The sequence below is a fragment of the Nonomuraea glycinis genome, assembly GCF_035920485.1.
In the GTDB taxonomy this organism is placed as follows: Bacteria; Actinomycetota; Actinomycetes; order Streptosporangiales; family Streptosporangiaceae; genus Nonomuraea; species Nonomuraea glycinis.
On the sequence record NZ_CP109166.1, the window covers coordinates 835,152 to 853,666 of the forward strand.

Genomic DNA, 18,515 nt, shown 5'->3' on the forward strand with positions numbered 1-18,515 from the left:
AATCGAGGTATGACGCATGCTCCGGCTCGCGATGCCGATCTATGTGGAACTGCTGACCGCCGTCGTGGCGGTCGGCCTGATCGATCTGCTGTGGGTGTCCCCGCTGGGCGAGGGCGCCATCGCGGCGGTGACCGTGGCGACCACGACCGAATACCTCGCCTACGGCCTCTTCCTGGCCGTCCCGACCGGCGTCACCGTGCTGATCGGGCGCCGCGACGGCCGGGCGCCGCTGACCCCCGTGATCAGGACGGGCTGGCTGCTGTGGGCCGTGTTCGCCGTGGTGATCACCGTGCCGGGCGTCCTGCTCCGTGAACCGCTGGCGGCGCTGTTCACCGACGACGCGGGACTGACGGCCTCCTATCTCCTGATCTCGCTCGGCGGCCTGCCGGTGTACCTCGCGCAGACGATCGTGGACGGCACGCTCAAGGGCAGGGGCGACACGAGGCGGCCGATGCGGCACGCGCTGATCTGCAACGCGCTGGTGGTCGTCCTGGATCCGCTGCTCATCTATGGGCTCGGCCTGGGCGTGCGAGGAGCCGCGCTGGCCACCGTGCTCGCCCGCGCCCTCACCCTGGCCGTGGCGTTCCGTACGCTCGCCCGCCCGGCGTCCCCGGAGCCGGCGCCCGGGCTCGTGGTGGGTGACGTCCTGAAGACCGGGCTGCCCATGTCCGGAGATTTCCTGGCTCGTGCGGTGGTGGGCATGGTGCTGGTGGACCTCGTGGCGTCCTTCGGCACGGCCGAGCTCGCCGGCTACGGCATCGGGCAGAAGGTCATGCTCGCCGGGGTCATGCTCTTCTACGCCCTCCGCCAGGCCGCCCTGATCCGCACCGCGCGCTCGGAGCCCACCGGCTCACCCCTGCGGCTCGGCCTGCTCGCGGGGGCGGTGGTGGCCCTCGCGCTCAACGCCGTGGCCGTCCCCGTCGCGAGCCTGTTCGGCGGCGATCCGGCGGCGGCGGTGAGCTTCCTGCGCTGGATGACGCCCTATCTCATCCCCTTCGGCGCCCTGATCGCCGTCGGCGGGGTGCTCCAGGCAAGCGGAAGGGGCAGCCGCCTGCTGGCCGCCACTCTGGCGGGCTTCGGCGTACAGCTGCCCCTCGCCTATGTCCTGAGCGCGTGGCTCGGCGTCACCGGCGTGTGGCTGTCGATGGCCGCGGGCGCGGCCGTCAGCCTGGTGCTCAGCCTCGCAGGCGGGCCAGCGCCGCGCGGATGCGGTCCTTGGCGCGCTCGCGGCCGAGCACCTCGATCGACTCGAACAGCGGCAGGCCCACCGTCCGGCCGGTGATCGCCACGCGGACGGGCGCCTGGGCCTTGCCGAGCTTGAGCCCGTGCGCCGTGCCGACCTCCTCCAGGGCCGCCTTGAGCGAGTCGGGATCCCAGCTCAGGGTGTCGAGGCGGGCCAGATAGCCGGTGAGGATCTCCTCCGGGGAGTTCTTCATCGCCTTGTCCCAGGACGCCTGGTCGAAGACCGGCTCCTCCAGGAAGAGGAAGTCGACGTTCTGCCGGATCTCCGACAGCACCGTCAGCCGGGTCTGCGCCAGGATCGCGACCTTGCTGAACAGCTCGCGGTCCCAGTCGGGGTCGAGGTAGGGCCGGCAGCGCTCCTCGAACGTCTCGATCGGCAGGGCCCGGATGTACTCGCCGTTGAAGGCGCGCAGCTTCTTGTCGTCGAAGAAGGCGCTGGAGGAGTTGACGTCCTCCAGGTCGAACAGCGGCACCATCTCCGACCACGGCATGATCTCGCGGTCGTCGCCGGGGCCCCAGCCGAGCAGCATGAGGTAGTTGACCATGGCCTCGGCGAGATAGCCCTCGGCGCGGTAGTCCTCCAGCGCGACCTTGTCCCGCCGCTTGGACAACTTCTTGCGCTGCTCGTTGACGATGACCGGCAGGTGCGCCCAGACCGGCGGGGTGGCGCCCAGCGCGGGCCACAGCAGCTGCTGCTTGGCGGCGTTGCCCAGGTGCTCCTCGCCGCGGATCACGTGGGTGATGCTCTGGGTGATGTCGTCGACCGCGTTGGCCAGCACGTAGAGAGGCGAGCCGTCGGTGCGGGCGATGACGAAGTCCTCCTGCGCCTCGTTGGGGAACTCCACCCGGCCGCGGATGACGTCGTCGACGACGGTCGCGCCCTCGTCGGGGGTGCGGAAGCGCACCGCGCCCTGGGCCAGCCCGCGGTCGCGGCAGTGGCCGTCGTAGCCCTTGTGCTCGGAGCCGGTGCGGGCGACGAGCTGCTCGCGGGTGCAGTCGCAGTGGTACGCCCTGCCGTCGGCCAGCAGCTTGGCCACGGCCTCGCGGTGCTGCGGCTCGTAGGCCGACTGGAAGTAGGGGCCCTCGAAGACCGGGTTGGTCCCGTTGATGCCGATCCAGTCGAGGGCCGAGATGATGCCCTCGGTCCACTCCGGCCGGTTGCGGGTCGCGTCGGTGTCCTCGACGCGCAGCACGAACCGGCCGCCGGCCTTCTCGGCCAGGGCCCAGTTGAACAGCGCCGTACGGGCGCCGCCGACGTGGAACATGCCGGTCGGGGACGGGGCGAAACGCACCCGGAGATCAGTCACGAGAGACCACCTTGTTCGTCAGAGTGCCGATGCCCTCGATCCCGACGCTGACCTCGTCACCGATCTCCAGCGGGCCGACGCCGGCCGGGGTGCCGGTGAGGATCACGTCGCCGGGGATCAGCGTCATGACCGCGCTGACGTAGGCGACGAGGGCGGGGATGTCGTGGATGAGCTGGCTGGTGCGGCCGGTCTGCCGCATCTCGCCGTTGACCGTGGTGGTGAGGGCCAGGTCGGCCGGGTCGAGGTCGGTCTGGATCCACGGCCCGAGCGGGCAGAAGGTGTCGAACCCCTTGGCCCGGGTGAACTGCACGTCCTTCTTCTGCAGGTCGCGCGCGGTGACGTCGTTGGCGCAGGTGTAGCCGAAGATGACATCCTTGACCCGCTCGGCGGGCACCTCGCGGCAGAGCCTGCCGATGACCACGGCCAGCTCGCCCTCGAAGTCGACCCGGTCGGACAGCGTGGTCGGATAGGCGATCGACTCGCCGTGGCCGATCACGGAGGTCGACGGCTTCATGAAGATGAGCGGCTCGTCAGGCACCTCGTTGCCCATCTCGCGGGCGTGCTCGGCGTAGTTCCTGCCGATGGCGATCACCTTGCTGGGCAGCATCGGGGCGACCAGCTTCACCTGGGACAGCGGGACCCGCTCCCCGGTGAACTGCACCTGGCCGAACGGGTGGCCGGTGATCGCGGAGATGAACTCCTCGCCCGGACCGCCCTCGACCACGCCGAACGAGACGCCTTCGCCTGTGGAGAACCTCGCTATACGCACCTGACAAGGCTATCGCCGACGTCGGCGGGGTCCGCCCATGCGGGCGCCTGTCCCATGATTGGCTGGACAGGCAACTGATTGGCTGGACAGGCAACGACGTGAAGGAGGATCTCCCGTGTCATCGGTCGTGAAGATCAACGTGCTGACGGTGCCCGCCGAGATGCGTGCCCAGTTGGAGGAGCGCTTCTCCAACCGGGCCGGGATGGTGGAGTCGGCCGACGGGTTCGAGTGGTTCGAGCTGCTGCGGCCGGTCGAGGGCACCGACCGCTATCTCGTCTACACCCGCTGGCGCAGCGAGGCGGACTTCCAGACCTGGCAGCAGGGCCAGGCGTTCCAGCGCGGGCACGCCCAGGCCGCCCAGGCCGCCCAGGAGCAGGGGCAGGGGCAGGGGCACGGCCACGGGCAGGGCCCGGCGGCGTCCGGCTCGGAGGTGTGGTCGTTCGAGGTGGTGCAGAGCGCGGCGCCGAAGCCGGCCTAGCCGTCCAGCGCCAGTCGCCCAGCGCCAGTCGCCCAGCGCCAGTCGTCCAGCGCTAGTCGTCCAGCGGGTTGTTCGCCATGCGCTCGGCGATCCCGCCGCGGACGAACCCGCCGGCCAGGCTCGACGGCTTGCGCGTGCCCTGGTCGGTGACACAGGCGGCGAACTCCTTGACCAGGTCGAGACGCGGGTGGCGGCGCAGGACCTCCTCGCGCAGCCCGGCCGGGATGTCCTCGGTGCGCCGCCCCGAGATGTCCATGCCGGTCGACAGCTCCAGCAGGTGCCCCTCGGGGTCCTCCTCCACGGGCACCACGTCCCACATGTGGCGGATGATCACCTCGGCGGCGCGCACCCGGCGCTCGACCGGCCAGCCCGCGCCCGCGGCGAACGCCCAGGCGACATGCCCGCCCGCCTCTTCGAAGGGCACCGTGTGGCTGTCGAACTCCGCGGTCAGCCCGATGTCGTGCAGCATGGCCGACACGTACAGCAGCTCCGCGTCGAACGCGATGCCGCGCTCCTGGGCGTAGGCCGCGGCCCAGATGTAGGCCCGGATGGAGTGGTTGAGCAGCGACGCGGAGTGATACCGGGCGGCCACTTCGCGGGCCGTCCCGCAGACCGGCGTGTCAGGGAAGATGACGTCGTCGTATCTCATGCAGGACAGCATCGCCGACCCGGCCGACCTGGGCGAGGCCGGGGGGCGTAACGATCCGGTGCCCGACTTGACCTTGATATAGGGATTCGGCCAGCATGTGCCAATTCCCCACCTTTTCTGCCCGGAAGGAAGTCGGCGTGCGCCGCCTCGCGATCCCCCTTGCCCTGACGCTCCTCCTCAGTGGGACGGCGAACCTCGCTCAGGCCGAGGGCAGTGCGTCCGCGCCGGTCAAGCGCACCGCGCAGTGCCAGGGCGACTGGCTGCCCGGCACCCCCACCGCCGACGACGTGATGCGCGGCGAGATCTCTCTGGTGGGCCTGCCCGCGTACAAGCTCGGCAAGAAGATCAACTGGGCCGCGAGCCCGCACCGCAACCGCTCCTGGGAGTACGTCTTCCAGTCGCTGCGCTGGATGGGCACACTCGTCGTCGCCTACGAGAACACCGGTGAGCGGCGCTATCTGGATCGGGCCGGGGAGATCACCAAGGACTGGGTGACGCACAACAAGCGGGGCGCGCGCGGCACCAAGGCCTACGTCTGGAACGACCACCCGGTCTCGCTGCGGAGCCAGGCGCTGGTCTGCCTGAGCATGCACCTCCAGGACGACTGGCTCAAGCGGAGCCTCGCCGACCACGCCAAGCTCCTGTCCGACCCCCGGCTCTACAAGAAGGGCCACAACCACGGCATCGACCAGGACATCGCGCTGATGGCCATCGGCTGCCGCTACGGCCGTAAGGACTGGTCGGGGCTGGCCTCCAAGCGGCTGACCGGCACGGTCAAGCTGGACGTCGACTCCCAGGGCGCGCTCATGGAGCAGGCGCCGCGCTACGCGGTCTACGTCTACGGCCGGCTCCAGGTCGCCATGGCCAACATGCGCTCCTGCGGCCGCAAGGTGCCGGGCGAGATCAGCAGGCGCGCCGACGCGCTCAAGGACTTCATCGCCCACTCCACCCAGCCCAACGGCTACATGGTGCCCATCGGCGACGGCAGCGCCGAGACCGAGCCCAAGATGACGACCGGCACGCCGAAGCAGCTGGTCAAGGCGTACAAGGCGGGTTACGTCTACGGCCGGACCGCCTGGGGCAAGCCGGACTCGGCCTACTACTCCATCCGCTTCGGCCCCGGCATGAAGTACCACGGGCACGAGGACCACCTGGGCGTCACCTACTACGCGCATGGCCGGGACATCCTGGTCGACGCCGGGTTCCACTCCTACGAGAAGAACGCCTACCGCTACTGGACGCTCTCCCCCGAGGCGCACAACGTGCCCGTCGTCGTGGGTCAGCGGTTCAGGCCGCGCACGTCGAGCAAGCTCGTCAAGACGAAGTACGGCTCCGGCACCCAGGCGTTCCGGCTGACCGACAAGGCCTATGGCGTCACCCGGACCAGGTCCGTGCTGGTGAACCACGACGAGGACGTGATGGCGGTGCTCGACACCGCCGCGGGCGGCAAGAAGATCAAGAACCTGTGGCGGTTCGACGACTCGCTCAAGCTGGTGTCCAACCGGGGCGGCCGGGTCGTGCTCCGCGACGGTAAGTTCGACGTCACGATGGTGCAGCTCGCCTCCTGCAAGCCGGTGGGCGGGCAGAAGGTGCAGCGCGGCGGCAAGCAGGGCTGGATGTCACCGACCTACCTGTCCAAGCAGCCCACCAACGTGGTGGTCTCCCCCGCCGCCAAGTCGTTGCTGACGATCATCGTGCCGGGCACCGACGCGCCCAAGGTGTCGTGCTCCGGTGGGAAGGTCACCGTCAACGGCGTGAGCTTCCCGGCCGGCATTCTGTCAGCTTCTCGGTCCTGAAGGGACCGAGCTTGCAGCTCCTCGCCGTCGATGGATTCGACGGTTCAGGCCGCGTCGTCGGCAGCGTGACTCACTGCCCAGTCCGCGACGCCGCGGGTGGCGATGTTGCGGGCCGCGTTGACGTCGGCGTGCTCAGCGAAGCCGCACGACGTGCAGGAGAAAGTGGCCTGGCTGGGCCGGTTGTGGCGGTCGGTGTGCCCGCAGGCCGAGCACTGCCGGCTGGTGTAGGCCGGGTCGACGTGGATCACGGCGACCCCGGCCCGCCTGGCCTTGTAGGTGATGAAGCCGCCGAGTTGGTGGAAACTCCATGAGTGCAGGGTGACCCGCTGGGGCTTGCGGAGCCGTACCCGGTCACGGATGCTCTGGAGGTCTTCCAGGGCGATCCCGTGGCCGGTGCGCTGGGCCTCGGTCACGATGCGTTTGGCGATCACATGGTTGGTGTCGGCGGCGAACCGCGCTTCTTTGCGGCGGCGCTTCTTCAACAGGCGTTGGGCGGACTTGGTGGCTTTGGCCTGCAACCGGCGGCGCAGCTCCCGGTGGCGGTGGCGGACCGCGTTCAGTTTCGCGCCGCTGTAGCGGGCCGCGCCCAGCCCGGCACCCGCGGCGGGAGTTGCGGTGGCGGCTGCGGCGGGAGGTGTGGCGGGGCAGGTGGTGGCGATGTTGGCGATGCCCAGATCGACGCCGAGGAACCCGGCGGGCTCGCGGAGCGGCGGATCGGGGATCTCGATGGTGGCCAGCAGGAACCACATGCCGTCACGGGACAGCAGATCGGACTCGCCGCGGCGGTGCTCGCGCAGCCGCGCCAGCTGGCCGGCCGAGCCGGTGAACGCCACATTCTTTGCCCGGCCGCTGCTCGTCCAGATCGAGATCGTCTGCGCGTCGTGGTCCCAGGACAGGCAGCGGTCGTCGAACGGCTGGGCCGCCAGCGGGCGGAAGCTGATCGGTTTCGATTCCGCTTTGAGCCTGCGCGGCGAGTTGGCCGGGCCGTAGGTGCCGTTACGCAGATTGGCCCGCAGGGCGGTGTAGGCATCGGCGACCTTCTTGATCGTGTGCTGGGCGGGCTGGGACCCCAAGCCGAAGGCGGCCCGGACCTGACCGTAGACCACCCGGCGCAGGTCACGCCCCGCATGGATCTTGCGGGCGAACGCAATCTCAGACACCTCGTTCGCGGCCCGGTTGACCGCGCGCAGGGTCGCTTCCAAGGCCGCCGCCTGCTCAGGCGTGGGCAGAAGTCTCACCTGCACCACCAGTTTCACAAACGCACACACTACCCTCCGGGCCAGGCCACCGCGCTGGAAACCGCATCCAGAGATCCGCAGCCGAGCCGCACACAGGGGCCACGCTCACAGGGGCCAACTGCCACAGCACCGCTCGGGCCTGGCGGCCCTCCCGCGCTGCCGTTTCCTCCCTGGCGTGAACGCCCGGGGTTCCACGCCAGTTCACGCTGAAATTTACCGGCTGGTATTTTCAGCGGTTAACTCGCACGTCAGAATCGCTATCGGCGATATTGACCGCAGCCCCGATTGACGGTGACCGAAACGGTCCGCACGCTTGGCCTCGTCTTGATCCCCCCCGGAATAAGGTGAGGCCTCATGCGCCATTTTGACCGGATCGGGCAGCCGATGCTCGCGCTGTTCCGCGTGGTGACCGGGTTCCTTTTCACGCTGCACGGCGTGGCGTCCCTGTTCGGTGTGCTGGGCGGCAATCGCGGCACCGGGCAGGCCGTCGCGTTCGCCGCCTGGCCCGGCTGGTGGGCCGCGCTCATCCAGCTCATGTGCGGCCTGCTCGTGCTGAGCGGCCTGTTCACCCGAGTCGCGGCCACGCTGGCCTCCGGCACGATGGCGTACGCCTACTTCGTCGTCCATCAGCCGCTCCACCTGCTCCCGCTGCGCAACGGCGGCGAGCTGGCGGCGATGTACTGCTGGGCCTTCCTGCTGATCGCGGTCCTGGGACCCGGCGCGTGGGCGGTCGACGGCCTGCTCGGCCGCCGCCGCGCCCAGCTCGCGCCGGATCCCGTCAGCCCGTAACCGCTAGGCGGGCTCGTGGCCCGCCCGGAGCAGGCCGTACGTGACGGCCTGCTCCAGCGCCTGCCAGGAGGCGTCGATGATGTTCTCGGCGACGCCGACCGTGGCCCAGTCGGACGCGTCGTCGCTGGAGGTGATGAGCACCCGGGTGATGGCGCCGGTGCCGTGGGTGCCCTCCAGGATGCGGACCTTGTAGTCAACGAGCTCCACCCTGGCCAGCTCCGGGTAGAGCCGCTCCAGCGCCAGCCGCACCGCCTTGTCCAGGGCGTTGACCGGGCCGTTGCCCTCGCCGGTGGCGACGATCCGCTCACCCTTGGTGTGCAGCTTGACCGTGGCCTCACTGACGAGCTCGCCTCCCTTGGTGTGCTCGACGATCACCCGCCACGACTCGACCTCGAAGTGGCGCCTGCGCTCCCCGTGGACGGTGTCACGCAGCAGCAGCTCGAAGGAGGCGTCCGCGGCCTCGAACGTGAACCCCTTGGACTCCAGGTCCTTGACCCGCTCGACCAGCGTCTTGGTGTGGGCGGCGTCGAGCTCGTAGCCCAGCTCGCGGCCCTTGAGCTCGACCGACGCCCGGCCGGCCATGTCGGAGACCAGCATGCGCATGTCGTTGCCGACCGCGGCCGGGTCGATGTGCTGGTAGAGGTTGGGGTCCACCTTGATGGCGCTGGCGTGCAGACCCGCCTTGTGCGCGAACGCCGAGGTGCCCACATAGGGCGCGTGCGAGTTGGGAGTGACGTTGGTGACCTCGGTGATCGCGTGCGCGATGCGGGTCATGTCGGCGAGCGCCTGGCTCGGCACCAGGTCGAACCCGCGCTTGAGCTGCAGGTTGGCGACCACGGTGAACAGGTTGGCGTTGCCGGAGCGCTCGCCGTAGCCGTTGGCGCAGCCCTGGACGTGCGTCGCGCCCGCCCGGACCGCGGCCAGCGTGTTGGCGACCGCGCAGCCGGTGTCGTCGTGGCAGTGGATGCCGACCCGGACGCTGGTCTCGACGGCCTGGCCCACGATCTCGGCCAGCTCCTCGGGCAGCATGCCGCCGTTGGTGTCGCACAGCGCGATGACGTCGGCGCCCGCCTCGGCAGCGGTGCGGATGACTTCCAGCGCGTAGGCTGGATTGGACCGATAACCGTCGAAGAAGTGCTCGGCGTCGAGGAAGACTCGCTGTCCCTCCGCACGAAGGTGAGAGACCGTGTCGCGGATCATCGCGAGGTTCTCCTGGAGAGTCGTGCGGAGGGCCAGCTCCACGTGCCGGTCGTGACTCTTGGCGACAAGGGTCACGACCGGCGCGCCGGATTCGCGCAACGCGGCCACCAACGGGTCGTCGGCTGCCTTCACCCCTGCTCGGCGGGTCGCACCGAACGCGGCGAGTTGCGCGTGCTTCAGGTCGAGCTCTGTTTGAGCGCGCCTGAAGAACTCTGTGTCCTTGGGGTTGGCGCCGGGCCAGCCCCCCTCGATGAAACCGACGCCCAGCCCGTCCAGGTGGCGCGCGACGGTGAGCTTGTCAGCCACGGTGAGGTTGAGCCCCTCCTGCTGTGCTCCGTCACGCAGCGTCGTGTCATAGACGTGGAAGCGGTCGTCGGCCATGGTTCTTCTCTCTTGTTCGTCTCTTCGGGAAAACAAAAAGACCCCTCACGGACGTGAGAGGTCTGCGCGCTGGCGGTGTCCCTGCGTTAGCCAGCGCGCCTGCCGATAATGAGCAGACCGTAGAACATGGTGCTTGCGAGTCTGCCACAGTCACTGACCGTCTGGCACATCGATCTCACCCTCTGGACGGTCTCTTGGTCATACCGTGACTCCGTCGCCACCCGTGATGGCCTGCTCCAGCGCGGCCGGGTCGAACGCCTCCCCGCCCAGCATCCGGCCGTCGAGCACCAGCGTGGGCGTGCCCTCGATCCGGATCTTCGCGTTCTCCGCCAGGTGCGTCCCGGCGTACGACTGCGCGGTCACGCACTGCTCGGCCGCCGGCGCCCCGGCCTTCTTGGCCGCCGCGGCCAGCTCCCCTACGGTGAAGCCGGAGGCCACGCCGTGCGGCGCCGGCTGGAGGGCGTACAGCTCGTTCCTGAAGGCCAGCCAGTTGGCCTCGGGCATGCAGCGGGCCGCCGCGGCGGCGCGGATGGAGTTGGACCGCATCGGCTCGTCCCGGAAGATCGTCACCGCGTGGAAGACCACCTTGACCTTCCCCTCCCTGGCCAGCCGCGCGATCGTCGGGTCCACCCGGGCGTGCATGTCCTTACAGACAGGACAGTCGAAGTCCTCGTACAGATCGAGCACGGGCGCCTGGCTGCCCCGGTCGGCCAGCACCATGGACCCGTCGGGCTGGCGCGTCAGCCGGACCTCCCCCGGCGCGGACCGGCCGGGCCCGGAGAACGTCACCACAGCGAGCACGACCAGCGCCGCGCAGGCGACCACGATGGCCGCCATCCTCTTCATCATCCCGCCCCGCCCGTTGCCCGATCATCGCCGTGACCTTACCGGACCATGACAACAAGGCGTTCCACCGGCTACGCGGGAAGCCGCCGGACCCTCCCGCGGGCCGAGCCGGATCGTCGACTGACTCACAATGGCCTCATGAAAGCGTACGTTCTGACTCAGTCCGTGGCTCGCTACATCCTCGATCACTCCACCCGGCCCGATCCGCTGCTGGCGGAGCTCGCGGCCGAGACGGCCGCGGCGACCGGCGAGAGCGCCGAGATGCAGATCTCGGCCGACCAGGGGACCTTCCTCACCATGATCACCCAGCTGGTCGCGCCGCGGGTGGCGGTGGAGGTGGGCACGTTCACCGGCTACTCGTCGGTGTGCATCGCGCGTGGCCTGTCGGGCGGCACGCTGCACTGCTTCGACGTGAGCGAGGAGTGGACGTCCATCGCGCGGCGCTACTGGCACAAGGCCGGGCTCGCCGACCGCGTCACGCTCACACTGGGGCCCGCCCAGGACACGCTCAGCGCCTTCGACCAGCCCATCGACCTGGCGTTCCTGGACGCCGACAAGCCCGGCTACCCGGCCTACTACGAGCTGCTGGTCGGCAAGCTGCGGCCCGGTGGGCTGCTCATGGTGGACAACACGCTGTGGACCGGCCACGTGGCCGACCCGGACCGCGACGACGCCCCGACGGTGCGGATGCGGGAGTTCAACGATCTGGTGGCGGAGGATCCCCGGGTCACCGTGGTCATCCTGCCGCTCGCGGACGGACTCACCATGATCAGGAAAAATCCGGATCTGTCGTAGGGAGCTAGACGCACAGCAGTCGGCCGGTGTCCAGCGGGTGGTCCCACGGGGCGGGCAGGGTCAGCGGGGCGCCCACCGGCTCGACCGTCTCCCTGGTGTAGCCGTCCCGGCCGGGCTCGCTGTAAAGCTTGACGAGCCGCTGGAACGGGTCGATCACCAGGTAGAGCGGGACGCCCGCGGGCGCGTAGCCCAGCGGCTTGACCACGTGGACGTCGTAGGCGCCGCCGGCGGCCACCACGTCCACGAGCAGCAGGGTGCTGTCGCCGCGCACCGCCTCGTCCGACTCCATCACCGGCCGCTGCGGCACCACCGCCAGATCGGGCACGTAGCGGTCGGCCTCGGCGCCGAGGAAGATCGTGATGTTCGGCCAGATCTCCCACCCGCGCTCGGCGACCACGGGCATGAGCTGGAAGAGCACCTGCGCCAGGATCGTGTTGTGCTGCCAGGTGCCGGTGTCGTTCACCACGATGCGGCCGTTGAACACCTCGGTCCGAAGCTCAGGAAACAGCTCACGGACCGTACGGTAACGCTCCTCCACAGGCCTGATCACACCATTGTCCTCACCGTGCGCGAGCGATCTCCGACTGATCGTAATCATCGGCCCGCGAGGACGGCAACCTCCGGAGGGCCGGAAGTAGCGGGTGGGTGGCGCCGGGTGGCTTGTGTCGGCCGCCCGGCGCCTCGGTCCGTTAAACGATCTTGTGGATCCAGTTGTGGGTGTCCGGGCGGGCGCCGTACTGGATGCCGACCAGCTCCTCGCGCACGCGCATGGTCACCGGGCCCGGGGTGCCGTCGCCGACGGTCCAGGCGCGGTCGGCGCCCTTGACCGAGCCGACCGGGGTGACGACCGCCGCCGTGCCGCAGGCGAACACCTCGGTGAGCTCGCCCGACTCGCAGCCGGCCTGCCACTCGTCGGTGCTGATGAGGCGCTCCTCCGTCTCCAGGCCCAGGTCGGCGGCCAGGGCGAGGATGGAGTCGCGGGTGATGCCGGGCAGCAGGGTCCCGGTCAGCGCCGGGGTGACGAGCTTGTCGCCGAAGACGAAGAACAGGTTCATCCCGCCCATCTCCTCGACGTAGCGGTGCTCGTGCGCGTCCAGCCAGACCACCTGGTCGCAGCCCTGCTCGACGGCCTCGCGCTGGGCGACGAAGGCCGCGGCGTAGTTGCCGCCGCACTTGGCCGCGCCGGTGCCGCCGGGGGCCGCGCGGGTGTACTCGGTGGACAGCCAGACGGAGACGGGCTTGACGCCGCCGGCGAAGTAGGAGGCCGCCGGCGAGGCGATGACCAGGTAGGTGTAGGTCCGCGACGGGTAGTTGACGCCGAGCCCGATCTGGGTGGCGATGATGAAGGGGCGCAGGTAGAGGCTGTGGCCTTCGGTGGTGGGCACCCAGTCCTGCTCGGTGCGGACGAGGAGGTCGAGCGACTCGACGAAGGTCTCCTCGGGCAGCTCGGGCATGGCCATCCGGACGGCCGAGCGGTTGAAGCGAGCGGCGTTGGCGTAGGGACGGAAGGCGACGATGGAGCCGTTGCCCTGGCGGTAGGCCTTGAGACCCTCGAAGAGCTCCTGGCCGTAGTGGAAGACCGAAGTGGCGGGGTCGAGCGAGAGCGGGCCGTAGGGGCGCAGGCGCGCGTCGTGCCAGCCCTCGCCCTCGGTGTAGTCGATGGTGATCATGTGGTCGGTGAAGACCTGGCCGAACCCCGGATTCGCCATTACCTGCTCCCGCTCGGCCGCGGTGCGAGCGTGGTCGGATAGCTGCACGTCGAAGCTGAGCTTCTGAGCGATGGTCATGACGACGGTCCTTCTCTCTGCGGTTCCGGCCGGTACTGCCGTAAGGGCAGCCCGTACTTCCTATTGTCTCGTCATTTGGGATAGCAAGGGTGTTTTGACCTTTTAGACGTGAAAAAGCGCCTGGCGGGTCCGCTCGCGGACCGCCAGGCGCTTGCTGAGCTCGGGGCGGCCCTAGCTCGATACTCGCGCGGCGATGTCGTCGCCGATCTCGTGGGTGGTGCGACCGGCCCTGCCCGCCTGCCGCTCGACGATGTCGTCGGCGACGGCCTGCTCGACCTGGGCGGCCTCGGCGGCCAGGCCCAGGTGGTCGAGCAGCATGGCGACCGACAGGACGGTGGCGGTCGGGTCGGCCTTGCCCTGCCCGGCGATGTCCGGCGCGCTGCCGTGCACCGGCTCGAACATGCTGGGCGAGGTGCCCTCGGGGTTGATGTTGCCGCTGGCGGCCAGGCCGATGCCACCGGCGATGGCGGCGCCCAGGTCGGTGATGATGTCGCCGAACAGGTTGTCGGTGACGACGACGTCGAACCGCTCGGGCTGGCTCACGAAGAACATCGAGGCGGCGTCGATGTGGCTGTAGTCGGTGGTGACCTCGGGGAACTCCTCGGCCACCCGGTTGACGGTGCGCTGCCAGAGGTCGCCCGCGTAGGTCAGCACGTTGGTCTTGTGGACCAGGGTCAGCTTCTTGCGGGGGCGCGACATCGCCTTGTCGAAGGCGTAGCGCACCACGCGCTCGACGCCGTGCGCGGTGTTGAGCGACTCCTGGGTGGCGATCTCGTAGGGGGTGCCGCGCCGCATGACGCCACCGGTGCCGGCGTAGAGGCCCTCGGTGCCCTCGCGGACGACGATCATGTCGATGTCCTCCGCCGGGGTGTCGGCGAGGGGCGTCCGCACGCCGGGGAAGAGCTTGACCGGTCGCAGGTTGACGTAGTGGTCGAACTCGAAGCGGATGCGCAGCAGCAGGTCACGCTCCAGGATGCCCGGCGGGACGCTGGGGTCGCCAACGGCGCCGAGCAGGATCGCGTCATAACCGCGCAGTTCCTGGAGAACGGCGTCGGGCAGCGTCTCGCCGGTGCGGTGATAGCGGGCGGCTCCCAGGTCGTAGTGGGTGGCTTCGATCTTGGTCCCGACAGCTTCGAGGACCTTGAGACCTTCGGCCACGACCTCGGTGCCGATGCCATCACCGGGGATGACGGCCAGACGAATGTTGCGCGACTCCATGGGTGCAACCCTACCTGCTCGTCTCGGCTGACGAACACTCGATCTCACAATTCGGACGTGTCGTTCCTGCTGCGACAAGCGTAGCGTGGCGCGCATGGCAGCCGAGAAAGTCCATCTCACCGAGGAGAAGGCCACCCTTCTCGCCACCCTGTACGGCAGAGCCCTGGACGCCCGCTCACCCCATCCGATCCTGGGCGACACGCTGGCCGCCCAGGTGGTCGAGCGGATCGACCACGACTTCGCCAGGACCGGCATCACCCGGCGCAGCGCCGCCTCGGTCGCGTTCCGGGCCCGCCTGATCGACGGGTGGGCCACCGAGTTCCTGACCGCGCACCCCGACGCCGTCGTGCTGCATCTGGGCTGCGGGCTGGACACCCGCGCGCACCGGCTGGACCGGCCACCCGGCACCGACTGGTACGACGTCGACTATCCGGAGGTCGTCGACCTGCGCCGGCGCCTGCTCCCCGAGCTCCCCGGCCACACCACGATCGGCTCGTCGGTCACCGACCTGGCCTGGCTGGACCAGGTGCCGGGCGACGGCCGGCAGGTGCTCGTGGTCGCCGAGGGCCTGTTCTACTACCTCGACGCGGCCCGCGGCCGCGAGCTCGTCCGGCGGATCGTGGACCGGTTCGCCGGCGGGGAGTTCGTCTTCGACGCCATGAGCGGGCTCGGCCTGCGACTGCAGGTGTTCAACAAGCCGGTACGCGAGGCGCACGCGAAGATGCACTGGGCCATCGACGGACCGCAGGACCTGCTGTCCATCCACCCGAAGCTCCGGTCCGCGACCATGCTCAGCGCGCTCGATCTCACGGGCCCCGGCCTGCCGACGGGCTATCGAGTGGCGGCCCGGCTGATGAGAGCGGTGCCCGGGATGGCGAAGGCGGCGGCGTTCTACCGGCTGGGGTTCTGAGGGGCGCCGCCGTTGTCGCGGCGGTCCAGCGCCTCCTGCAGCGCCTGGGCCGCCTCGTCCTCATGCTCGTCGGCGCGACTCCAGGGATACATCTCGTACATGTGCTCAGCTCATTTCGCGAGGCGTCGGAACGTGAAGTCGGATCCCGGTCGCGAATCCGACCAGGCCTGCTCTCGGGGTCCGGATCACGGACCACTCGAAGGGGACTTACCGGCCGACGGAACGCCGCTCACCGCGGCGGGTCGCCGACCTGCCCTAACAGGCCCCGCCGCGGCAGGTAATGAGTACGAGAACCTGGCGCATCGTTCGTCAGATTACCTGGCGGCAACCGGACTGTCTCGTTGGATGTCCGAGCATCTCGCATCCTGAGACAAACCGGCTGCCGCGGAATCAGTCCTCCAGGTCCACCGAACGGCCGGACTCGGCACCGATCTCGGCACCGATCTGCTCCAGCACGTCGGCCGGGATCGCCGAGTCGACGGTCAGCGCCATGAGCGCCTTGCCGCCCTTGACGTCGCGGGACACCTGCATGGAGGCGATGTTGATGCTCCGCTCGCCGAGGATCCTGCCCACGATGCCGACGACGCCGGGGCGGTCGGTGTAGGTGAGGAACGACAGGTGGGCGGTCGGCTCGATCTCCATCTCGTAGCCGTTCACCTCGACGATCTTGGTGATCTGGCGAGGGCCGGAGAGCGTGCCGGACACCGAGACGTGCCGGCCGTCGGCCAGGACGCCGCGCACGGTGATGACGTTGCGCCAGTCGGGGCTGTCGGCGCTGGTCACCAGGTCGACGGTGACGCCCCGGTCCTTGGCCAGCAGCGGCGCGTTGACGTAGGTGACGGAGTCCTCCACCACGTCGGTGAAGACGCCCTTGAGCGCGGCCAGCTCCAGCACCCGCACGTCGTGCGCGGCGATCTCGCCGCGCACCTCGATGTCGAGCTTGGTGGCCACCTCGCCGGCCAGCGCGGTGAAGACCCGCCCCAGCTTCTCGGCCAGCGGCAGGCCGGGCTTGACGTCCTCGGCCACGGCGCCGCCCTGGACGTTGACGGCGTCGGGCACGAACTCGCCCGCCAGCGCCAGCTTCACGCTCCTGGCGACCTGGGTGCCGGCCTTCTCCTGGGCCTCGTGCGTCGAAGCGCCCAGGTGCGGGGTAGCGACGACCTGGTCCAACTCGAACAGCGGGCTGTCGGTGCAGGGCTCCTTGGCGAACACGTCCAGGCCGGCGCCGGCGACACGGCCTTCCTTGATCGCCGAGTAGAGGGCGCCCTCGTCCACGATGCCGCCGCGGGCCACGTTGATGATCCGCACCGAGGGCTTGACCTCGTGCAGCTCCTTGTCACCGATGAGCCCGAGGGTCTCCTTGGACTTGGGCAGGTGCACGGTGATGAAGTCGGCCTGCTTGAGCACCTCTTCGAGGCTGAGCAGCTTGACGCCCATCTGCGCGGCGCGGGCCGGCGGCAGGTAGGGGTCGTAGGCGATCAGCTCGACGCCGAACGGCTGCAGCCGCTGGGCCACGAGCTGGCCGATCTTGCCGAGGCCGAGGATGCCGACGACCTTCTCGTCGAGCTCGACCCCGGTGTACTTGGACCGCTTCCACTCGCCGTTCTTCAGGGCGGCGTGGGCCTGCGCGGTGTTGCGGGCGCTGGCCAGGATGAGCGCGATGGTCTGCTCGGCGGCGCTGGTGATGTTGGACGTCGGGGCGTTGACCACCATGACGCCTGCCTTGGTGGCCGCTTCGACGTCGACGTTGTCGAGGCCGACCCCGGCGCGGGCGACGACCCGCAGCTTGGGCGCGGCGGCCAGCGCCTCGGCGTCCACCTGGGTGGCGGAGCGGACGATCAGCGCGTCCACGCCGGCGAGCGCGGGCAGCAGCTGGGAACGGTCGGCGCCGTCGGTGTGGCGGACTTCGAAATCGGCGCCGAGCACGGCGAGGCCTGCTTCGGACAGCTCCTCTGCGACCAGAACGACGGGCTTGTTCACGAGTGTGAATCCTTCGAGCGTGCGGCGAGTGTGAGGGGCACGGCGACGGGCCCCTCCGGTCCCACAGAGTCTATCCGGGCTTGTGAACGCATTCACGAAGGACCCAGCATCTGAGACGCCCCGGCGCCGCGTCGTACCCCCTTCGGCGGAAAATCATCCACACTGCTCCCGTCTTTGTCTTGATCGGGAGATTTATTCCCCATTAACCTGCTAAGCCGTGGCCAACTACCTATGGTTCGTCATATGAGCATCGGGAATCCTGCGCTTGCCGACGTGCTCGCCCAGCACGGCGGTCCGCACCGTCTGCTGGCGGCTCTCGCTGACGGTGGAGTCCTGGTGGCCGTGCGACCAGACCGATCAGTCGTCCTGGGGACGACACAGGCCGGTGACCGAGTGCTTCTCGGGTACACCAGCACGGTGACGTATGCCCGTCACCGTGGCAGCCATTCCCTGTCTGCGTGCGACCCGGACACCGTCCTGGACATCCAGCGCGTCACCGGCGTGCGAGAGATCGTGATCGACGCCGCCGGTCCCGCCGCGGCCGCCGTCCCCATCGAGGATCTCCAGCGGTTCCTCACCTCCACCCGGTCGGGACCGACTCCGGTCATGTCCGGGGCCGTCCCCGCCGCCTACGCGACGGGGGCGATGGCGACGATCTCGCGGGGCGGCCCGCTCGCCCAGGTGGCGCCGCCGTCCCCCGAGGCGCCGGCGATGCCCTGGATCCCGGCGCCGCGCCCGCACCTGTCGGGTCCTATGCAGCAGGTGGACCCCGGCTACCGGCGGTGCACGCATCCGATCCTGCCCGCCCTGCGGCAGGCGATCGCGCAGTTGCTCATGGACTACCCGCTGGTGCACCACGTGTGGATCTCCGAGGCCCGCACGGCGTCGGGCGCGACCGGGATCATGCTGCACGTGAAGGTGCACATGTCGGCGGCCGAGGACGTGGTGCGCGACCTGCATCGCGGGGCCCGGGCCAGGCTGCCGCAGTTCGCGGCGAGCGGGGCGCCGATCCTCATGGCCAGGGTCGCGGACTCGCGCAGTGAGCGCCGGATGATCGAGATCGGCGCGCACGTCGTCTGCGCGAACGTGAGCGACTGACGTCGTCCGCGCGAACGTGAGCTACTGACGTC

The 18,515-nt window shown here is 69.6% G+C and carries 17 protein-coding genes; 7 read left to right on the forward strand and 10 right to left on the reverse strand.

Going from position 1 to position 18,515, the window contains the following annotated elements; all coding sequences use genetic code 11:
- Positions 1-31 precede the first annotated feature (31 nt).
- Complete coding sequence (locus OHA68_RS03845; protein ID WP_327106380.1) at positions 32-1,282, forward strand: MATE family efflux transporter; 1,251 nt, start codon at positions 32-34, stop codon at positions 1,280-1,282.
- Here OHA68_RS03845 and gltX read toward each other — a convergent pair.
- Together gltX and OHA68_RS03855 are read right to left on the reverse strand one after the other, a co-directional pair.
- Positions 1,176-2,549, reverse strand: a complete 1,374-nt coding sequence (gene gltX / locus OHA68_RS03850) for a glutamate--tRNA ligase (protein ID WP_407674414.1) — start codon at positions 2,547-2,549, stop codon at positions 1,176-1,178. The two genes, OHA68_RS03845 and gltX, sit on opposite strands and share 107 nt — an antisense overlap.
- Positions 2,542-3,318, reverse strand: a complete 777-nt coding sequence (locus OHA68_RS03855; protein WP_327106381.1) for a fumarylacetoacetate hydrolase family protein — start codon at positions 3,316-3,318, stop codon at positions 2,542-2,544. Before OHA68_RS03855 ends, gltX begins: the two co-directional genes overlap by 8 nt.
- A gap of 115 nt (positions 3,319-3,433) precedes the next feature.
- On the opposite strand from OHA68_RS03855, the gene OHA68_RS03860 reads away from it, so the two are divergent.
- Positions 3,434-3,796 (forward strand): antibiotic biosynthesis monooxygenase family protein, encoded by a 363-nt coding sequence (locus OHA68_RS03860; protein WP_327106382.1) that lies wholly within the window; start codon positions 3,434-3,436, stop codon positions 3,794-3,796.
- A gap of 52 nt (positions 3,797-3,848) precedes the next feature.
- Here OHA68_RS03860 and OHA68_RS03865 read toward each other — a convergent pair whose 3' ends face one another.
- Positions 3,849-4,445, reverse strand: coding sequence for an HD domain-containing protein (locus OHA68_RS03865; RefSeq protein WP_327106383.1), 597 nt, complete (start codon positions 4,443-4,445; stop codon positions 3,849-3,851).
- Positions 4,446-4,582: 137 nt separating this feature from the next.
- On the opposite strand from OHA68_RS03865, the gene OHA68_RS03870 reads away from it, so the two are divergent.
- Positions 4,583-6,241 (forward strand): heparinase II/III domain-containing protein, encoded by a 1,659-nt coding sequence (locus OHA68_RS03870; protein ID WP_327106384.1) that lies wholly within the window; start codon positions 4,583-4,585, stop codon positions 6,239-6,241.
- A gap of 44 nt (positions 6,242-6,285) precedes the next feature.
- On the opposite strand, the gene OHA68_RS03875 is transcribed toward OHA68_RS03870, so the two are convergent.
- Positions 6,286-7,479, reverse strand: coding sequence for an RNA-guided endonuclease InsQ/TnpB family protein (locus OHA68_RS03875; protein ID WP_327106385.1), 1,194 nt, complete (start codon positions 7,477-7,479; stop codon positions 6,286-6,288).
- A 354-nt stretch (positions 7,480-7,833) separates the two neighbouring features.
- On the opposite strand from OHA68_RS03875, the gene OHA68_RS03880 reads away from it, so the two are divergent.
- Positions 7,834-8,268 carry a DoxX family protein gene (locus OHA68_RS03880; RefSeq protein ID WP_327106386.1) on the forward strand — a complete coding sequence of 145 codons (435 nt, stop codon included), beginning with the start codon at positions 7,834-7,836 and terminating at the stop codon, positions 8,266-8,268.
- 3 nt (positions 8,269-8,271) lie between these two features.
- Here OHA68_RS03880 and cimA read toward each other — a convergent pair whose 3' ends face one another.
- The gene (gene cimA / locus OHA68_RS03885; protein WP_327106387.1) at positions 8,272-9,849 is read right to left on the reverse strand and encodes a citramalate synthase; all 1,578 of its coding nucleotides are present in this window, start codon (positions 9,847-9,849) and stop codon (positions 8,272-8,274) included.
- Between the two features lie 198 nt (positions 9,850-10,047).
- Positions 10,048-10,686 (reverse strand): DsbA family protein, encoded by a 639-nt coding sequence (locus OHA68_RS03890; RefSeq protein WP_327106388.1) that lies wholly within the window; start codon positions 10,684-10,686, stop codon positions 10,048-10,050.
- Positions 10,687-10,833: 147 nt separating this feature from the next.
- Between OHA68_RS03890 and OHA68_RS03895 the strand changes: the two genes are divergently transcribed.
- Complete coding sequence (locus OHA68_RS03895) at positions 10,834-11,490, forward strand: O-methyltransferase (RefSeq protein WP_327106389.1); 657 nt, start codon at positions 10,834-10,836, stop codon at positions 11,488-11,490.
- A 4-nt stretch (positions 11,491-11,494) separates the two neighbouring features.
- On the opposite strand, the gene OHA68_RS03900 is transcribed toward OHA68_RS03895, so the two are convergent.
- From OHA68_RS03900 to OHA68_RS03910, 3 genes are all read right to left on the reverse strand, one after another.
- Positions 11,495-12,040: a Uma2 family endonuclease gene (locus OHA68_RS03900; RefSeq protein ID WP_327106390.1), complete on the reverse strand. Its 546-nt coding sequence runs from the start codon at positions 12,038-12,040 to the stop codon at positions 11,495-11,497.
- A gap of 139 nt (positions 12,041-12,179) precedes the next feature.
- Positions 12,180-13,277: a branched-chain amino acid aminotransferase gene (locus OHA68_RS03905; RefSeq protein ID WP_327106391.1), complete on the reverse strand. Its 1,098-nt coding sequence runs from the start codon at positions 13,275-13,277 to the stop codon at positions 12,180-12,182.
- A gap of 171 nt (positions 13,278-13,448) precedes the next feature.
- Positions 13,449-14,495, reverse strand: a complete 1,047-nt coding sequence (locus OHA68_RS03910) for a 3-isopropylmalate dehydrogenase (protein WP_327106392.1) — start codon at positions 14,493-14,495, stop codon at positions 13,449-13,451.
- 94 nt (positions 14,496-14,589) lie between these two features.
- Between OHA68_RS03910 and OHA68_RS03915 the strand changes: the two genes are divergently transcribed.
- A complete protein-coding gene (locus OHA68_RS03915) occupies positions 14,590-15,405 on the forward strand; it encodes a class I SAM-dependent methyltransferase (protein ID WP_327106393.1) in 816 nt (271 codons plus the stop codon).
- 390 nt (positions 15,406-15,795) lie between these two features.
- Here the strand turns inward: OHA68_RS03915 and serA are convergent, their stop codons facing one another.
- A complete protein-coding gene (gene serA / locus OHA68_RS03920) occupies positions 15,796-17,385 on the reverse strand; it encodes a phosphoglycerate dehydrogenase (RefSeq protein ID WP_327106394.1) in 1,590 nt (529 codons plus the stop codon).
- A 243-nt stretch (positions 17,386-17,628) separates the two neighbouring features.
- Between serA and OHA68_RS03925 the strand changes: the two genes are divergently transcribed.
- The gene (locus tag OHA68_RS03925) at positions 17,629-18,483 is read left to right on the forward strand and encodes a hypothetical protein (protein ID WP_189136550.1); all 855 of its coding nucleotides are present in this window, start codon (positions 17,629-17,631) and stop codon (positions 18,481-18,483) included.
- The last annotated feature ends 32 nt before the right edge of the window (positions 18,484-18,515 follow it).

Bases quoted from the DNA above. Each gene is read 5' to 3' on its own strand.
- OHA68_RS03845 (WP_327106380.1), top strand. From the start codon at position 32: ATGCCGATCTATGTGGAACTGCTGACCGCCGTCGTGGCGGTCGGCCTG.
- OHA68_RS03865 (WP_327106383.1), bottom strand. From the start codon at position 4,445: ATGAGATACGACGACGTCATCTTCCCTGACACGCCGGTCTGCGGGACG.
- OHA68_RS03880 (WP_327106386.1), top strand. From the start codon at position 7,834: ATGCGCCATTTTGACCGGATCGGGCAGCCGATGCTCGCGCTGTTCCGC.
- cimA (WP_327106387.1), bottom strand. From the start codon at position 9,849: ATGGCCGACGACCGCTTCCACGTCTATGACACGACGCTGCGTGACGGA.
- OHA68_RS03890 (WP_327106388.1), bottom strand. From the start codon at position 10,686: ATGGCGGCCATCGTGGTCGCCTGCGCGGCGCTGGTCGTGCTCGCTGTG.
- OHA68_RS03895 (WP_327106389.1), top strand. From the start codon at position 10,834: ATGAAAGCGTACGTTCTGACTCAGTCCGTGGCTCGCTACATCCTCGAT.
- OHA68_RS03905 (WP_327106391.1), bottom strand. From the start codon at position 13,277: ATGACCATCGCTCAGAAGCTCAGCTTCGACGTGCAGCTATCCGACCAC.
- OHA68_RS03910 (WP_327106392.1), bottom strand. From the start codon at position 14,495: ATGGAGTCGCGCAACATTCGTCTGGCCGTCATCCCCGGTGATGGCATC.
- OHA68_RS03915 (WP_327106393.1), top strand. From the start codon at position 14,590: ATGGCAGCCGAGAAAGTCCATCTCACCGAGGAGAAGGCCACCCTTCTC.
- OHA68_RS03925 (WP_189136550.1), top strand. From the start codon at position 17,629: ATGAGCATCGGGAATCCTGCGCTTGCCGACGTGCTCGCCCAGCACGGC.